General features: G+C 38.9%; 14 protein-coding genes, 1 CRISPR repeat array and 1 other annotated feature. Of the genes, 3 read left to right on the forward strand and 11 right to left on the reverse strand.

Annotated elements, in window-relative coordinates:
- Positions 1-67: 67 nt before the first annotated feature.
- The 11 genes from cas6 to HMPREF9088_RS09250 form a co-directional block, all read right to left on the reverse strand.
- Positions 68-802: a CRISPR-associated endoribonuclease Cas6 gene (gene cas6 / locus HMPREF9088_RS09200; RefSeq protein ID WP_007208952.1), complete on the reverse strand. Its 735-nt coding sequence runs from the start codon at positions 800-802 to the stop codon at positions 68-70.
- Positions 799-2,091, reverse strand: a complete 1,293-nt coding sequence (gene csm6, locus HMPREF9088_RS09205; RefSeq protein WP_007208953.1) for a type III-A CRISPR-associated CARF protein Csm6 — start codon at positions 2,089-2,091, stop codon at positions 799-801. Before csm6 ends, cas6 begins: the two co-directional genes overlap by 4 nt.
- Positions 2,092-3,141: a type III-A CRISPR-associated RAMP protein Csm5 gene (gene csm5 / locus HMPREF9088_RS12095; RefSeq protein ID WP_007208954.1), complete on the reverse strand. Its 1,050-nt coding sequence runs from the start codon at positions 3,139-3,141 to the stop codon at positions 2,092-2,094.
- The gene (gene csm4, locus HMPREF9088_RS09215) at positions 3,138-4,061 is read right to left on the reverse strand and encodes a type III-A CRISPR-associated RAMP protein Csm4 (RefSeq protein ID WP_007208955.1); all 924 of its coding nucleotides are present in this window, start codon (positions 4,059-4,061) and stop codon (positions 3,138-3,140) included. The genes csm5 and csm4 overlap by 4 nt, the downstream gene beginning before the upstream one ends.
- Positions 4,062-4,706: a type III-A CRISPR-associated RAMP protein Csm3 gene (gene csm3, locus HMPREF9088_RS09220; protein ID WP_007208956.1), complete on the reverse strand. Its 645-nt coding sequence runs from the start codon at positions 4,704-4,706 to the stop codon at positions 4,062-4,064.
- Position 4,707: 1 nt separating this feature from the next.
- Positions 4,708-5,130, reverse strand: coding sequence for a type III-A CRISPR-associated protein Csm2 (gene csm2 / locus HMPREF9088_RS09225; protein WP_007208957.1), 423 nt, complete (start codon positions 5,128-5,130; stop codon positions 4,708-4,710).
- A complete protein-coding gene (gene cas10 / locus HMPREF9088_RS09230; protein ID WP_007208958.1) occupies positions 5,130-7,397 on the reverse strand; it encodes a type III-A CRISPR-associated protein Cas10/Csm1 in 2,268 nt (755 codons plus the stop codon). Before cas10 ends, csm2 begins: the two co-directional genes overlap by 1 nt.
- A gap of 56 nt (positions 7,398-7,453) precedes the next feature.
- Entirely contained in the window at positions 7,454-7,759 is a 306-nt protein-coding gene (gene cas2, locus HMPREF9088_RS09235) for a CRISPR-associated endonuclease Cas2 (RefSeq protein WP_007208959.1), read from the reverse strand.
- The gene (cas1, locus tag HMPREF9088_RS09240; RefSeq protein WP_007208960.1) at positions 7,759-8,667 is read right to left on the reverse strand and encodes a type II CRISPR-associated endonuclease Cas1; all 909 of its coding nucleotides are present in this window, start codon (positions 8,665-8,667) and stop codon (positions 7,759-7,761) included. The genes cas2 and cas1 overlap by 1 nt, the downstream gene beginning before the upstream one ends.
- Before the next feature lie 78 nt (positions 8,668-8,745).
- A CRISPR array of direct repeats spans positions 8,746-9,918; the repeat unit is 36 nt; unit sequence GTTCTCGTCCCCTCTTATACGGGGTGGGTTCCGATT.
- A 153-nt stretch (positions 9,919-10,071) separates the two neighbouring features.
- Entirely contained in the window at positions 10,072-10,983 is a 912-nt protein-coding gene (locus HMPREF9088_RS09245; RefSeq protein ID WP_007208963.1) for a LysR family transcriptional regulator, read from the reverse strand.
- A 162-nt stretch (positions 10,984-11,145) separates the two neighbouring features.
- Entirely contained in the window at positions 11,146-12,447 is a 1,302-nt protein-coding gene (locus tag HMPREF9088_RS09250; RefSeq protein ID WP_007208964.1) for an O-acetylhomoserine aminocarboxypropyltransferase/cysteine synthase family protein, read from the reverse strand.
- 54 nt (positions 12,448-12,501) lie between these two features.
- Positions 12,502-12,728, reverse strand: a binding site (T-box leader).
- A 248-nt stretch (positions 12,729-12,976) separates the two neighbouring features.
- Between HMPREF9088_RS09250 and HMPREF9088_RS09255 the strand changes: the two genes are divergently transcribed.
- The 3 genes from HMPREF9088_RS09255 (at position 12,977) to HMPREF9088_RS09265 (ending at position 16,972) form a co-directional block, all read left to right on the forward strand.
- Positions 12,977-14,455: an alpha-amylase gene (locus tag HMPREF9088_RS09255; protein ID WP_040366952.1), complete on the forward strand. Its 1,479-nt coding sequence runs from the start codon at positions 12,977-12,979 to the stop codon at positions 14,453-14,455.
- 97 nt (positions 14,456-14,552) lie between these two features.
- Positions 14,553-15,755, forward strand: coding sequence for an MFS transporter (locus HMPREF9088_RS09260; protein ID WP_007208966.1), 1,203 nt, complete (start codon positions 14,553-14,555; stop codon positions 15,753-15,755).
- A gap of 221 nt (positions 15,756-15,976) precedes the next feature.
- A complete protein-coding gene (locus HMPREF9088_RS09265) occupies positions 15,977-16,972 on the forward strand; it encodes a LacI family DNA-binding transcriptional regulator (RefSeq protein ID WP_007208967.1) in 996 nt (331 codons plus the stop codon).
- The last annotated feature ends 49 nt before the right edge of the window (positions 16,973-17,021 follow it).

Consider the following 17,021-nt stretch of genomic DNA (forward strand, 5'->3'; position numbering starts at 1 on the left):
TTCCATGTCCGCAAACAGGACAAATGACTTAGTATGTACTGCTAGTTTGTCCTGCTTACGGACAACATTATTCTAGAAAATATTTTCCCATTCCTAAACTTGTTTTTACTCCAATGCCTGTCCACTGCCCAAATGTCAGTAAAAAATACGATAATTGCTTAACAGGTAATGGGCCATTCAGTTGGACTGTAAAATTCCCTTGAAAGGATGGAATCTTAATTCCCTCTAGGTGAAATTTCGTGCTTCTTAGCTGATAATTTACGATTTTTGTTTTGCTAACCAAATATTCTAAAGTATCACCATCAAATAAGCGATACTCTGGAAAAAAAGTATCCGTATTTCGCATGATACTACGAAAAATTTTTTTCAGATCAGGAAAAATATCGTATTGCCCATTAGATTTAAAACTTGTTGGAGATTGAATATTCAGTCTAGCATAACGTGGAACTTCTTGCATTGAAAAATATTTCTTTACTAATTCTTCTATCGCTAATTGTTGTATCTCGATTTTTTCTATCGTGATTTCTTTCTGGTTATAATGCAAACGAAATGATTTTCTAAGCGTTAATGTCTGTTCAATTTGGTTAAAAAGAATATCATTAAAAACAACAATCTCCCATTGAACTTTCTTATCATTTAACAACAGTCTTTGTTTTAAAGGACTGTAAGTTGAATATTGATGAAGAAAAGAGACTGTTTCTTCCGGTAGCCACTCCATCAAGCAACCATGCAATAAACTTCCTATATTAGCAGTTTTGATTTCATCAGGGAGTCCAATATTGACTAAAATTTTTGAAATCATAGTAGCTCCTTAATTGATTGATTAAATTGTTTTAAATAGTGAAAGTCATTCTCTTGAACTTCTGGAAAAACAGCCAACAACATCGTTCTTACAGCTGTAACAGCATTGGTAATTTTGCGTCCATTTTTATCACGATCAAGATTTAAGGAATCCAAATTGTGAGCCACTTTGTTTCGTAAATTATTAATTTCATTTACTTTATTCATCTCATTTGTCATTTCATTGGATGCTTCTAAGAGCTGTAAAAAATCCCGATAGGCAGGAAAGCCAAGAATTCTATCAAGTGAATCTACTGTCATTTTTTTATTTGTTTTCTTATTTCTAGAATCCATTAAAGCCAGATATGATTCTGTCAACTCTTGAGAATAGGAAACATTAAAATATGGTTTATCCTCTTTATAAATAATTAGATAAGGATAATTTTTTTGAATGTATTGCTCAACAATATATTCGGCGATTGATTTGACACGAATTAACGTCTCCGCTATGTCGCCTCTTTGATGCCGCATTTCTAATAAAATCGTATGCAATAAAGCTTTCTGCAATTTTTCATTTCTGGGATACTGTTTGATAAGGTACGAAAATACTCGATGCATTTTGATATCATCAATTAGCTCTTTTAATTTTTTTCGTATCTCTTTACCATTTCTAAACGATTTTTGTGAAGCGACAAGCTGTAACGCTGCTTCATAATCATAGTTGTCCAATAAACTTTTAATTTGATTACGTACAATCGCTTCTCTAAAGCTTAAAATAGCAATTTTATGACAACGAGAAGGCTGTTGTGATTCTTCTTCGTTAACAATCTCTAAATCGACTTCCTGACAATCTGCTTGAGCATACTTGGTTTTTGCGTTACTTGTTTTTAATGGCGTAGAAACTTGAATGCATCTCATCTTATCTGGATAGGTCACATACTCCAAACACAAAGTTGTCTCCATCTGTGGTGTACCACTAGTCACATTTAGAAAAATTTCTGCATTGGGATATTTTCTTTTTTCTTCCACTAAATATTGATGGAATAAATCTTTATACGCATCAAAATCATTTTCAACTTCAATCGTATCGCATTTAATTTCTATTTGACAATTTTCATTGATTGATTGAATAATTTTCACCCAATCGAACGCTTGCTGACCTGAAAAATGTTGATTCCCTTGCCAGATACTTTCGGTAAAAAACAGTACCACGCGATCGGGTTGATAATGCCGAACAATATGCAACATGGCACCATCCCGATCGTTTCTCCAAGGATCGGTATTTCCAATTGGACTAAAGAGTATTTTCATTTATGCTTCTCCTATCGGTTGAAACTCTAGAAGGCAGACACCTTGCTGATACCATTTGTTTGTCGAATCATTTACGGTTCCTTTTAGCACCATTGGTACATTTTTAGGAACAGTCGCCATCTTCCCATAAACATTTCGAAACCGTCTTTGTAAAATTGCGAAAATGTCTTTTTGTGCTTGTTCTTTAGGTTTTTGTAAATAATGTGTCGTTTTAGAGGGAAAACCGGTCCCACCACCCAAAAAGAGAACCGTCGGGCGATGTTTAGCATGAAGAACTGATGGCAGACCGCCCCCTTTAATAAACGCTTTCCCTCCTGGAGTCGTCACCATTCCCACAAACCATTTATTCCAATACTGAAGATAGGCTTGTTGAATCTGTTTCTCTATTTTTTCAATAGTCCAGTCATCACTGTTAATTTTCATTGTAAATTCAACAGTTGTTCCAACGTTTACACATTCTCGATATAAAGGCATAGGTTTTAATTCTTTGTTAATATCGATTTTTTGGTAAATTGCCAAATTTTTTGGATCAATTGGCAAAGAATCACTAATCGACAACGAGTGAAAAGCCTCTGCGGATTGATTTGCTCCTTCCAATACCGTTCGAAGAGCCCCCTTTAGTGAACTGCCAGGAATATAAAGATCCCCTCTTCCATCTCGAACGAAAAGATGCAAGTCATTCATTCCTTTGTCAACTTGTCTTCGATTCGTTGACGTTCGCGAGTAAGGATTATGATCCTTCATATCAATTTTCCCTTGGTTTACACGTTCTGTGTATAGCACAAAAGTCTTCCAGTCATTTGTGTCAATCTGCTCTTGTCTCAAAAATGTATATAGATCCGCTCTTTCTTTCGTTGTATTCAAATACTGTAAATAGGCCGTAAATTTACCCTTTTTATTTAAAAATTTTACCAAATTAGGTCCATCTACAATATGAGCAAGTGACTTTCTTCGATCATAGATATATTCTTGTTTTCTTATGATTTTTCCACTACCAATATGGACCGGCCCATATACTTTTAGCTTGACCTGATAAACTTTTTCAATCATATTTTTCCCTCCAACCAAAAAGCTTTGGCATAACGATAAACTGAATGACGTCCATTGTCTGATACATCAAAGATTTTTCCATTAAATTTTTGGTAGAAAGTTGAACCTGCTGAAAAGGCATAAAAATCTTTCTTTTTCACAAGTTGATCAGCGTAGGTCTTTGATTGTACAAAGCCTGTGCGTTTTTTTAATAGATAACGCGCATCTTCTAAACAATCGACTAGTTCTTCATCAGACGCCATCGCTGAGGATAGAAGAATCGCTATATTCCCTGTTTGCGAAAGAAGGGAGTCGAATTTACCACTGTCTTCGATAGTACAACGAAATTGACCATATCCCGCAGAACGTTTCCCCCCTATTCCTGAATATTGCAAGGCATGCATTAGTATCTCAAGTTGTCCAATCGTATCGGCATTTCCTTTTGCCAGAAAATACAACCCCGATTCTGGATAAAATGTAAAATTTCCCACTGAATATGGTTCACTTTCACCGTTGTGATCAACAGCTTGGAGCGATACCTTGGTCGATAGACTCGCTTTTCCCAGATTTAAAGATTCTGCTATTTTGCTTGCTTCGAGACTATCAATTTCTCCTCTTAAATACTCCGAGTAATTCTCCACGGGAATATAGGTTAGTTTTTTAAAGGCTTTGTACCCAGATTCATCCCCTTTTTTCCCTTCAATTCGAATCAATGGCTTGGGTAAAAAATAGGACGTTTTATTGTAAGGAAATAAGTCAGTTATCACTAAGTTATTTAGCAGATGAGATAATTCAAGTTGTTGTTGAAGGGCTTCAATAATCAGTGCACTGAACAATGTATCCGCAGCTATTGTGTGGTTCGAATCACTCAAGCGCTTCATTCCAAAGTGTACAGGTGATTTAAAAGTTAGTTTTACTAATTTGACTACCAATTGATTCACCTACTTTATACTTAAATTCGAGCTATCAAAATCACCTACTACGGTGTCAATCGAGTCAATAACAAAACGAATTCTTCCATTTCCTCTAGTACCACCACCGCCAAGATAATCATTTTCCAATAGGTGAATAGCAGTTTTAATGTTTTCAAAATCCGCCATTACTTCGTTTATATTTTCGACATTGTAAATAATATGAAAATCAAACGATGCTCCACGTGTCACTCGCTCAATTTGTCTAGGGTTGGCAACAGCAGTTAATCGGCTAATTGTATTTTCAAATTTTGTTTCTGTGTAGGCTAAATCTTTTTTATCAAATTCTTCTTGGCTTGCCTTTGAAAAGAAAGCATCTGAAATTTGTAAACGTGAGCTTTGAATTGCTCCTTTTTGGCTAGAACCAAAAAGACGTAGAATTTCTGGAGCATCTTGGTTATGCATTTTTTGTCCAGGGATTAACCCAATGTGTTTTGCTAATAAACTGCGCATTTTCCCTTTAATTGAACTACCTGGTATAATAGGCAAGCGTGAATAAGGATCACGTACTACCGGTGAATCAATTGCTCCAATCATGCTTGTCTCACCGCCACCGCCAATATGTAAACCCGTCAAAACGTCAATCTTACCTACAATTCGAATTTTAGAATACATATTAATCTCCCATTCTATAAAATTTTGCATAAGCAACTAGTGCCTCGAAATACTTGCAATAATCCAAAAAAATTTTCTTTGTATTTTTCTTTAGAACAACATCTACTAATTTATCTACATATGTTTTTTCAATAAACGTTCGCACAGCTGGCTCTCTGCCCGATTCATAAGCAAACTTAACTTTTAGGTATTCTAATTCATCTCGAACATCTTCAGATAAGGTTGTATCATCTGAATTGTAAACCTTTGTATAGACGTGATTAATCAGTTCAAGTAAATTTCTCAATTTACTTGTAGTTAACCCATTAAAAAGAACGATTTCTTGTCTTCCCCGATTATCTTTGACACGTTTGTTTTCTTCGACAACTTTCCGAGCGAAATTCAAATCAATCATTTCACCAGTCTTCGTTTTTGCCAGTTCCATTAATCTGCCTCCCTTATCTGATAAACAAGATATTCTATTGCTGTTATTAGTTCCACTTTTTGTTGCTTATTCTGTGACCATGCAAAAATGGATTGTGTAAGCTCTTCGGATAACGAGCTTCTAGCCAACAAATAAGCTAACCGTGCAATATTTATTTGATCTTCATTTCTAAGAAGTTCCAACATTTTATAAAGGAAAGATTTCCCATGTTCCTGACTATTAGTCAGTGCTTCTTGAAGGGGTATCATTTTTTCTTTCAGTATCTGTTCTTCTAACTGTGACCAACCAAATACTTTTGAGTCATTCCACAAAGCTACTTGATTTTTTTCTCCACGTTTTGCAAGATCTTCCAACACTCCTGTTTCACTGGCCATTTTTGATATAGGGTATTTGACAGGATACATGCCAATACCTGCAGAAAAAGTTAACTTTCCAGCAGAAAAACGAGTAAATGCTTTTCTTAAAACCAGTGCTTTAGAAATGACATCATCCCAAGCCCCAATTAAAAACAGATCATCTCCACCTGAATAGATAACAGAAATGCGTGCTCCTTTTAGGATATTGGAAAGCTCAAACTTGAAAAACATTGAGAGTTGTCTTGAAAGTGTTGCTGTTCTTGAAATCGAACGATATTGTTCAGGAATTCCCTTAATAAAAGTCGTTCCCAAATTATCAATATCTGCTCGCAATACGCCCAATCGAGGAATGCCCACTTCTCGATTCACATAACTAGCAATGCCTTGTTTTTTAGTTTCTGGATTCAGTGTAGAAAAATCATAATCGCACATCCATAAATTCGTGACCAGTTGTTTCCCCACAAAAGGCTGATTTTTACTGTAGATACGTGTTTCCTTATTCATTTTTATTTTTCTCTCTGCCCCATCTTGATTTTCGACGGATAGGTATCTATTTCTTGGTAAAGGAACCTTTCCCTCTGGAGAAACCACAAAGAAAGAATAATCGCGTAAATCATTGGAAATTGCAATAATCCCCTCACAGATTTTACAAAGCGAGTCCTCTGAAATATCAATATCGCTACGTAAACATTCTTTGCATTCTTGTGTACCAGCATGAATGGTTGAGTTAAATAGTTTTATTTCATTTAGCGAGTATTTGTGTGCTTTTTTATCTGACAATTTTCGACTGACAGTTTGCCACAAATCACTATACGTGCCATTCGAATTCATCAAGTCTTCACCGGTACATGCTTTATAAGCTATGGCCACACTCAAATCTGTTTTGAAAATCTTAATAAACCATTCTTTCATTTCCCCTTCGAAAGACGCTAATACGTCCCTTGCTCTTTCGGTATTCGGTAATAAAAGATAAGCATGTCCCCCACCTGTATATAAGAGATTCGCTCTCGAAAGTTCCAAATCTGAAAGAAGATCATCTACCAGAGATTCAAGCATGGTTTCTAAATAAAAACTTCTTGAGCGTAAACTCTTTAATGCTTTTGAACCACTAATGTTATATATAAAATCTTGAATACCACTCATATCGAGACTGACAAGTAAAAAAACGTCCTCTTGATAAAATTGTTTTGTTTTTTCATACGGACTAAATAGTTCTTTTCGATAATTCACGCAATTCATTTCAGTCAGATAATCATAAATACATGAAGCAATCGCACAAGTAATTTTGGAATGGTCATATAAAGAGACGTCCATCACTTGATTCGTGTCTGTTGAACTTGGAATATAGCTCCATAAACTTTCCGTCCACTGGAGTAAGGAAGAAAAAGAATCTGGTCCAACTTTTAGCTTATTAGATAAATCATCTGTCATTTTATTTACTAAAGCAGCATATTGCGAGCTCGTGTATTCCTTCTTTGCATCTGTCGGATAACGATAGACCTGCTCCTTCTCAAATGAATACGTATAATTGGCAAGGCCTTTGGTTTCACTGTTTACCACATTGAAAATACTTGCTAGTGGTGCTCGTTTATCAAAACGCTGTCTGTTCCCTTCCCCTTCATAATCCCCCTCGGAAGCTCTTCTGTCTGTTCCACTAGCTATATTATCGGCAATATAAGTAATATAGGCTACACTATCATCTAAAAGTGATGAACTTGCCAATTCTTTATAATGATGATAGCTTACGGAATCAACAATTCCTGACAATTGAAAAGGCTTAAATTTATTCAAAAACTGCGACCCAATCTTTGAATGCGTACCTTTAGCAAAATCAACCGAATTACTCCGATAAACGATTTTCCCAATGTCGTGTAACAAAGACCCATACATTAACTCTAACTTCTTATTCATTTCACCCTCCTAAATAATAGTAATGTAAAATGTACCGCTTTAACCATTCTTACTTTTTATAATACTAGAAACTTGGCTCTTCGAAAAGTTGTTCTTGCAACTTTTTCACCCAAAATCGTGATTTGTTGATCATTCACTTCATCCGGCAACTCATACAATGTTATTTGCCCTTCTTCTGGTAAGCACTCCGATAAAGTTGCAATCACTTTTCGACGAGTATCCGTCTGTCGAATTTCTCTCTCATACAGACTAAATTGTTTCATAGTAAAGCCCAACTCAACTAAACGTTTTCTGTATTTTGTTGCATCTTTGCGGTTCTTGATAGTCGCCCTTGGTAAATCAAAGCATACCAATAACATCATCACCTACCCACCTCCACAAATTGAGGGACTGTTAATGCGGTCGCACTGTTCTGATCAATTGATTTTACGAAAGATTGCACTGCTTGATTAATGGCATCCGTCAGTTGAAACACTTTTCCTTGAATGATGCATGAATCAAAAAAAACTTGAAATAGTGCTTGTTTGTCAGTATGTTCGAAAGTCGTTTTTTCTGTCAAATAAAAATTTTCATACACACTTCGATCTACGAATGGTCGAAAAGGTTCAATAATGTCATCAGCTAAATTAAACGGATTTTCACTTGATTTATGATGGATGCCAAAGCTCTGTTCTACACCATACCTTGCCAGTTCTTTTTTGATCATTCCTCTAACAAGTGCATACCCATAATTTAAGCCACTATTTACAACATCATCATAGCGTCCGCGCCTAAAGTTTTCACCAAATAATGCAGTGAAGTAAATCTTAGCTGCCACCGCCTCTCTATTTGAACTGTCTCCTTCCTGCACAGAATTTGACAGAGACATAAGGTAATCTCTGCTCTTCTGGTTATCTGTTAATTGATCAATGCATTGGGCTTGATTATGAATTTTGGTCCTGATTATTTTCTTCCATAATCGTTTTTTTGTTCGATTCGATACAGATAATTGATGATTCACTCGCGTTAATCTTTGTCGATGTCCAAACTGATTCAGTAAAATAGCATCTGGTGAATGCTTGCCATCGCAAAAAAGCACACCTATCCCTCTAACCATACATTCAGTAATTAATTTGTTTGAAAAATAACTACTAGGATGATCAAAAATCAACCATTCCACATCATCAAGCGGGATGTATTTTTCCGTTTTGTCCATCACGTTTACGAATTTTATGGACTCCCCTTTTACGGTTAAAAAATACTTTCGTTCAACATAAATAATATCCTTCATTTTCTATCATCTCCCTCTGGTTATTTTTTAAATCGCTTACATTCCCCCATTACAAACTCCTTCACATAAACAAAATCAATAAGTGTCCCCTCTTATACGGGGTGGGTTCCGATTGCAAGAACGATTGTAGATAGCGATGCATTTCTAGACGTTCTCGTCCCCTCTTATACGGGGTGGGTTCCGATTAGGAATCATTAAAGTGAAAAATATCAAAAAAGCAGTGTTCTCGTCCCCTCTTATACGGGGTGGGTTCCGATTCGTGAACCAAGAAAATGAATTGTACGTAATGAGTGTTCTCGTCCCCTCTTATACGGGGTGGGTTCCGATTAGATCATTGGGAAAACAGCAATGGCTTAACATCGGCGTTCTCGTCCCCTCTTATACGGGGTGGGTTCCGATTCAAAAATGCCAATCTGATTTATCCTGGTCAAGTCCTGTTCTCGTCCCCTCTTATACGGGGTGGGTTCCGATTGAATACTTACAACAATATGACGATGAAGCATTTGAGTTCTCGTCCCCTCTTATACGGGGTGGGTTCCGATTACTTTGACTGGTGAAGATGAAATTAGATACTAAAAGTTCTCGTCCCCTCTTATACGGGGTGGGTTCCGATTCTCTTTGTCAATTTCTTTTAACGTTTTCAGTGCTTCGTTCTCGTCCCCTCTTATACGGGGTGGGTTCCGATTTTTACGCATATCAAACATATTGCTATTAGTATCGTTCTCGTCCCCTCTTATACGGGGTGGGTTCCGATTAACAGCAAAGCACAAACGGAATCATGGCACAAGCAGTTCTCGTCCCCTCTTATACGGGGTGGGTTCCGATTAACATCATTGCAAGAATCATGGTAGAACGTGGATTGAGTTCTCGTCCCCTCTTATACGGGGTGGGTTCCGATTAAAACTTACCAAAATGCTAAGATTTCTGTGACGATGTTCTCGTCCCCTCTTATACGGGGTGGGTTCCGATTAACAACTTGAAAACTTAATAGCTTTCATAAGTCGTTCTCGTCCCCTCTTATACGGGGTGGGTTCCGATTAGGAAATAAAAATGACAAACGAAAAAGTAAGAGGAGTTCTCGTCCCCTCTTATACGGGGTGGGTTCCGATTATACAGACAAAGCAATAGATAATTACAACTATTTGTTCTCGTCCCCTCTTATACGGGGTGGGTTCCGATTACATACTTTAAAGATAAAGAGTTTGGATACGCAATGTTCTCGTCCCCTCTTATACGGGGTGGGTTCCGATTAGATAGCCCTGAAAAGGCGATAATATCAGCGTCTACAGCTGGTTTTCCACGTCCACAAATAGGACAAACTGCTAGAATAGATTAGCTCATTTGTCCAATTTGCGGACAAACTGATAACTTTATTATACACAAAACAATAATTAAGGAAAACGATTATTTCACTATCCTCATACTGTCCAAGTACTCTTCTAAGTAGGCAATAAACTTCTTGCCTAAAAATGAGAATGTTGCTTGGTTTTTATAAATCAACACGAGCTGGTTATCTTCCTCATTTTCTAAAGGAATTAATTTAATGCCTTGCCTTTCGGGGTATTTCACAAGACCTGAACCGGAACCATAAGCATCTGTTTCATGTAAGATGCCGACCAAGGTGGCACGATCAGTGGTATGGATGACTTGTTCTGCATCAAAGAAGTCCAAGATATCCTCTGAAAAGAAGGTGTAATGGTTGTCTTCTTGCGTAAATCGTACTTGCGGGAAGGGTTCTAAATCTTGGACGGTGACTGCTTTTTTACGGCTTAACGGATGGTGCTCACTTAAAAAGATATGGGTTTGAAAATCGCCCATGACTCGATAGGTCAAATTGCCGCCTTCTAGCAAACGTAACAACCCTCGCCGATTGCGATTGTTAAAATACATCACGCCAATCTCGCTGCGAAAATTTTCAACATCTTTGATCACATTCATAGTCGTATTTTCAAAAATTCGAAAATTGGTGTACTCAGGAAACTCTTTAATTAAGCGGCTCATCACTTCAGCAACAAAATCGTAATGCTGACTGGCAATAGAAAAATGATGCTCGCGCTGTTCTTTTGATAAGAAGCGATTCTCCAATAAGCTCACTTGGGCCAAGACTTGCTGCGAGTATTGCAAGAAATCTTTCCCGTCAGCCGTTAATTTGGCCCCGTGATTGGTTCGCTCAAATAACGATAGCCCAATTTCATTTTCCAATTCTTTAATCGCATGCGAGAGACTCGGTTGCGAGATGTATAATTTCTTGGCTGCTTCTCGAAAGCTACCATTGTTGGCAATTGCGATAACGTAACGCATTTGCTGGATGTTCATTGCTCCCCCTCCTCACCTTTTCCTTTTCTACTATTATACTGTAACCCAACTAATTAATAATATACTGTAACCCAACTAATTAATAACTTTTTTGTGCAAGATTTTGCTAAGAATACCCTCGTTAGAAAAGGCCTGTCTATCACCAACAGGCCCATTCCTTGCTTATTGAACTGCGGCGAAGGCTTCATCTAGCGCGGCAATCAAATCATCGACTCGCTCAATACCGATCGATAAGCGGATGGTATTTGGCTTAATCCCTTGCTCGGTCAGCTCTTCTTCTGTCAGCTGGGAGTGAGTTGTGCTGGCTGGATGAATCACGAGAGACTTCACATCGGCGACATTCGCTAATAAAGAAAAAATTGGCAAATGATCAATGAATGCTTGCGCTGTCTTGGCGTCACCTTTTAATTCAAATGTAAAAATTGATCCTGCTCCATTGGGGAAGTACTGCTGATACAAGTCATAACTGGTCTCTGTCGGTAACGATGGATGGTGTACGGCTTCAACCTGGGGATGGTTAGCTAAATACGACACGATTTTCAATGCATTGGCTACATGGCGTTCCACCCGTAAAGACAATGTTTCTAGCCCTTGGAGAAATAAAAACGCATGGAATGGTGACAACGTCGCGCCCGTATCGCGTAGCAAAATCGCACGGATGTATGTCGCAAATGCGGCTGGTCCGGCTGCTTCAGCAAACGAAATGCCATGGTAGCTTGGATTGGGCTTAGAAATCCATGGGTATTTGCCCGAAGCTTTCCAGTCAAATGTCCCACCGTCGATAATCACACCACCAATGGCTGTCCCGTGTCCGCCGATAAATTTTGTAGCGGAGTGAACCACGATATCAGCGCCATACTCAATCGGACGAATCAAATACGGTGTAGCAAATGTCGAGTCAATGACTAGCGGAATCGCGTGCTGATGAGCAATTTTGGCGATGGCTGCGATATCCAAAATATTGGAATTTGGATTGCCTAAAGTTTCAATAAAGATTGCCTTGGTATTTTCTTGGATGGCTGCCTCAAATGCCCCCTCTTGGTAGGGATCGACAAAGGTCGTCGTGACCCCAGCCGCTAGTGGCAATGTATTGGCTAATAGGTTATACGTGCCGCCATAGATGGTTTCAGAAGCGACAATGTGCTCACCTGACTTAGCCAATGCCGCAATGGCGTAATGGACTGCCGCCGCACCAGACGCGACTGCTAGTGCTGCAACACCACCTTCTAATGCGGCAATCCGCTTTTCGAAAACTTCCTGTGTTGGATTCGTTAAGCGTCCGTAAATATTTCCCGCATCGCGTAGCCCAAAGCGATCGGCTGCGTGTTGGGAATCATGAAAGACATACGAGCTTGTCGCGTAGATGGGCACAGCTCGTGCATCCGTTGCCGGATCTGCTTGTTCTTGTCCAATATGCAATTGCTTTGTTTCAAAATGCCAGTTTTCTGATTGATGTTTGCTCATGTCTCATTCCTCCATTTATTCATCCTTATAAAAAAAGCCCTTCCAGATTCATTCTGAAAGGACGTCATCACGTGTTACCACCTTTTATTTATCAGCTACAAAGCTGACCTTACTAAGTATCAAAATACTCGGTGTCAATAACGGACACACCCGTTCATTTCTACTCCATTCGAAATGAAATGCTCCAAGACCATTTTCACTATGCGCCATCTACTCGCTCTCACCTACCCGAGTTCTCTTTAAGATCGTTGCTTAGGTACTTATCTCTTCATCGCAGCCTATGAAATTGTTGTCATCATAGCGAGAAATTCATCCAGAGTCAATCATTTGCCTGATTGCCTTTCGCTATCACGACGGATAAAAAATGATAAAAAACTGCGATTATCTATTATTATCTCATTTTTAGGCTATTCTTTATTTCTATCACACCCAATCACTCACTCATCACGATTCTTCTCAATAGCATTTAGTTCCCTAAGAATCCAAAATGGATTACACTGTAGCTAGATTTATCGAAGGAGGCATTATTATGGCAAAAGAGGTCATCTTACAAGGATTCGAATGGTATCTACCCAATGACGGATCCCATTGGCAACTACTCGCATCAAAGGCTGAAGAATTTTCTAAGCTTGGATTCACTGGTATTTGGTTACCACCTGCTTACAAAGGAGCAGCCGGTAAAGACGATGTCGGTTATGGTGTCTATGATTTATTTGATTTAGGTGAATTTGATCAAAAAGGGACCATTCCGACCAAATATGGCTCAAAAGACGAGTACTTTGCCGCAATCCACTCCTTGAAGGAAGCCGGTTTAGCTGTATATGCCGATATTGTCTTCAATCATATGCTTGGCGCTGACGAGGTGGAGAAGTTCCCCGCCGTGCAATACAATCAAGACAATCGAAAGGAAGAAGAAAGCCAAGAAGAAGAAATTGAAGCCTGGACAAAATTCACCTTCCCTGGTCGGAAGGGTACGTATGATGATTACGTATGGACATGGCAAAATTTTTCAGGCGTGGACTATGACGAGCGCACGAAAAGCCACGCTTTGTTTAATATTGGCGACAAAGGCTGGAACGAGGAAGTCGACGGCGAAAAAGGAAACTTTGATTACTTGATGGGCTGCGACTTAGATATGAATAATGCCGACACCATCAATCAATTAGAAAAATGGGGCTCTTGGTTTTATGAACAGACGGGTGTCGATGGCTTCCGACTTGATGCAGTCAAGCATATTGAGTTCTCTTATTATGTCGATTGGTTAATGAATCGTAATAAGCAAGCCGATCGTGAGCTCTTTGTCGTCGGTGAGTACTGGTCAGAAGAGACGGCAAAACTAGAAGAATACTTAAAATCTTCCGGCAATATGGTCAATCTCTTTGATGTCCCCTTGCATTTTCAATTTTACAATGCAGCGAACTCCAATGGCGAGTTCGACATGAGCACGCTTTTTGATAATACATTTGTCTTCAACCAACCCGATTTTGCGGTCACTTTTGTCGATAATCATGACACGCAAATTGGACAAAGTCTTGAATCTTGGGTCGATGGTTGGTTTAAACTACACGCTTATGCCTCTATTTTACTAAGACAAGAAGGAACACCGGTTGTTTTCTGGGGCGATTTATATGGGATTCCAAGCAAAGACGTCGCACCTGTCGGTCAACCTTTGCATGATTTATTAGCCGTACGTCAACAACTTTTAGATGGCAAAGAAATTGACTCCATGGATGACCCGAATGTAATTGGTTGGGCTTGCATCAGTGAAGAAAGCCAAGAAGACGGCGGCTTTGTCGTCTTGATGACAAATGCCACCGGTGGCGAAAAAGAAATGACGCTCCACCCTCGTTATGGGAACAAAACCTTTGTTGATATTTTGCATAACAATGAAGCAAAGATTACCTTAGATGAAACAGGCAAAGCAATTTTCCCTGTAAATGATGGGCAAGTCTCTGTCTATGTCCAAGAATCCTTTGCCGAAAAACTAGGTAATACGTCTGCTGAATAGAATTTCCTGATTTCTTTCAAAAATACTTGCATTTTGCCATCCATTTCGATAAAATTTTGATAATTTGGAAAACTTTTCCAAAAGAAGGGATGGCATTATGACAAAGTATCAGAAAAAGGTCTTATTTTCTACATCTGCAGGGATTGCACTCGAGAACATGGATATTATGTTTTTAGCTTTTTCACTGTCTTCAATTATCACAACCTTTGGAATTAGTAGTACGTTGGCAGGCTTTATTTCGACGATTACGAATTTAGGGATGTTAGTTGGAGGCATTTTTTTCGGACTGATGGCTGATCGCTTTGGTCGCGTCAAAGTTTTTTCTTACACGGTATTACTTTTTTCGATTGCATCAGTATTGATGTACTTCGCATCAAATATTTACCTCGTTTATTTATTCCGTTTTATCGCAGGAATTGGTGCAGGCGGCGAGTATGGCGCTTGTATGGCACTGCTTTCAGAAAGTATTTCTAAAAAGCATCTCGGCATCGCTACTTCGATTGCCGGAGTCGGCGCACAAGTCGGAGCTGCACTAGCAGCAATTTTGGCATCATTCATTATTCCCACTCTGGGTTGGGAAATGCTTTATGTGATCGGCGTCTTACCGATCTTCATGGTGCTCTACATTCGTCGTGATCTAAAGGAACCAGGAGCCTTCCACGACAATCAAAAAGAGCAAAAAACGAGTCGCTTGGCTGATTTATTTACCACCAAGGAACTCACCTTACAGACGATTGGTCTTAGCATTATGGTGACCGTCCAAATCGCTGGCTACTTTGGTCTAATGAACTGGCTGCCTTCCATTATGCAACAACGACTCAATCTTTCAGTATCAGGGTCTTCTCTTTGGATGGTGTGCACGATTCTTGGCATGTCGCTTGGTATGCTAACGTTTGGTACGATTATGGATAAGATTGGCCCACAAATCGCCTTTGCTATCTTTTTATTATTCTCTTCGGTGAGTGTTTATCTTTTGATTTTAGCAACCAACAAGTTCACCTTAGTTGCCGCAGCAATGATCGTTGGATACTTTATTAACGGTATGTACGGCGGCTATGGCGCAATCATAAGTAGTCTTTATCCGACAACTATCCGCGCCACAGCAAATAACTTTATCATGAATTTAGGACGAGCAATCGGTGGGTTCTCTTCTATCTTGATTGGCTTTCTGATTGATCATTACTCACTGACAGCAGTGATGCTCTTTTTGACAATTATCTATTTGATTAGCCTAGCAGTTGTTTTACTTTTACCTGGTATGAGACAGCTCCAAAAAGCAAAGACATCCACATTGGCTTAATTTCTCTATGAAAATTAATGCAAACCTTGTTACGGAATGTTTATTCTGTAACAAGGTTTTTCTTTCGTCCTTTTCGCCCTACATAAACAAAAATAACTCGTTTTATGTGATTATTTTACTATATATTGTAAATATTTTAGATTTTACCCCAATATCCATTGACAACAAGACACTTCATTCTTTAATATCATAGATAGTAAAAAAGAAACGAGGCGAATGATATGGTCACCATTAAAGAGATTGCAAACAAATCAGGTTTTTCACAAGCAACCGTCTCTCGTCTATTAAATGGCGACGAATCTCTTTCCATTGCCGAAGACACCCGCAAAGCAATCATCCGATCGGCTCTAAGCTTGGGCTATGATCGATCAAATATCAAGACACCTATCGATAGAATTGGCCTGCTCTTTTGGATGAGCGAATCGGAAGAGTTACAAGATTTGTACTTCAAACAATTACGAGAATCACTTGAAAAATACGCCAAGCTGAGCAACATGGACTTGATTGCAATCAAAAAGACCACGAAACTAGCGGACTTACCTTCAGACATCAATGGCTTCATCGGCGTCGGCGGGTTTCGTTCTGATGAAATGCACGCGCTAAAAAAGAAATACAAACGAGGCGTCATTCTCGAAATCAATCCTGAGCCTGAGCTTTTCGACACTGTCCGACCTAATACTGATCGCAGTGTCGCGGTCGCAATCCAATCATTTTTAAACAAAGGCTACCAATCAATCGGATTCATCGGTGGCTCTCACTATCATCCTGACTTGCAAATTGAAGAAGAAGATAGTCGTGAACACGTCTTTCGACAAGAACTCATAAGTCGTGACCTGTATCAAGAGCACTACATGTTTACCGGTGGTCCCTTCTCTGTAGACAATGGCTATACGTTGGCTAAGCGGCTCATCGACAGCTGCAGAGAAGACTTACCAGAAGCAATTTTAGTGGCCTCTGATACACTCTCAGTCGGTGTCTTACAAGCATTTAATGAAGCTGCAATCAATATTCCTAATGATATTGAACTATTAAGTATCAATGACAACGACATTGCAAAATTTGTCTCACCACCATTGTCCACGTTCCGCATTGATGTCAATGAGATGGCCAAATCCGCTATCGATCTCCTTTTAGAGCAATTGGTTCATCCAAGAACCATTACCAAGACGGTCCTCATCGGAACAGAATTAGTGATTCGAAAAAGCTTTCAACCATAAAAAAAATCGACATCCTAGGTTTGTGTTACCCGGGATGTCGATTCTTTTT

The sequence above is a fragment of the Enterococcus italicus DSM 15952 genome (assembly GCF_000185365.1).
GTDB classification, from domain to species: Bacteria; Bacillota; Bacilli; order Lactobacillales; family Enterococcaceae; genus Enterococcus_G; species Enterococcus_G italicus.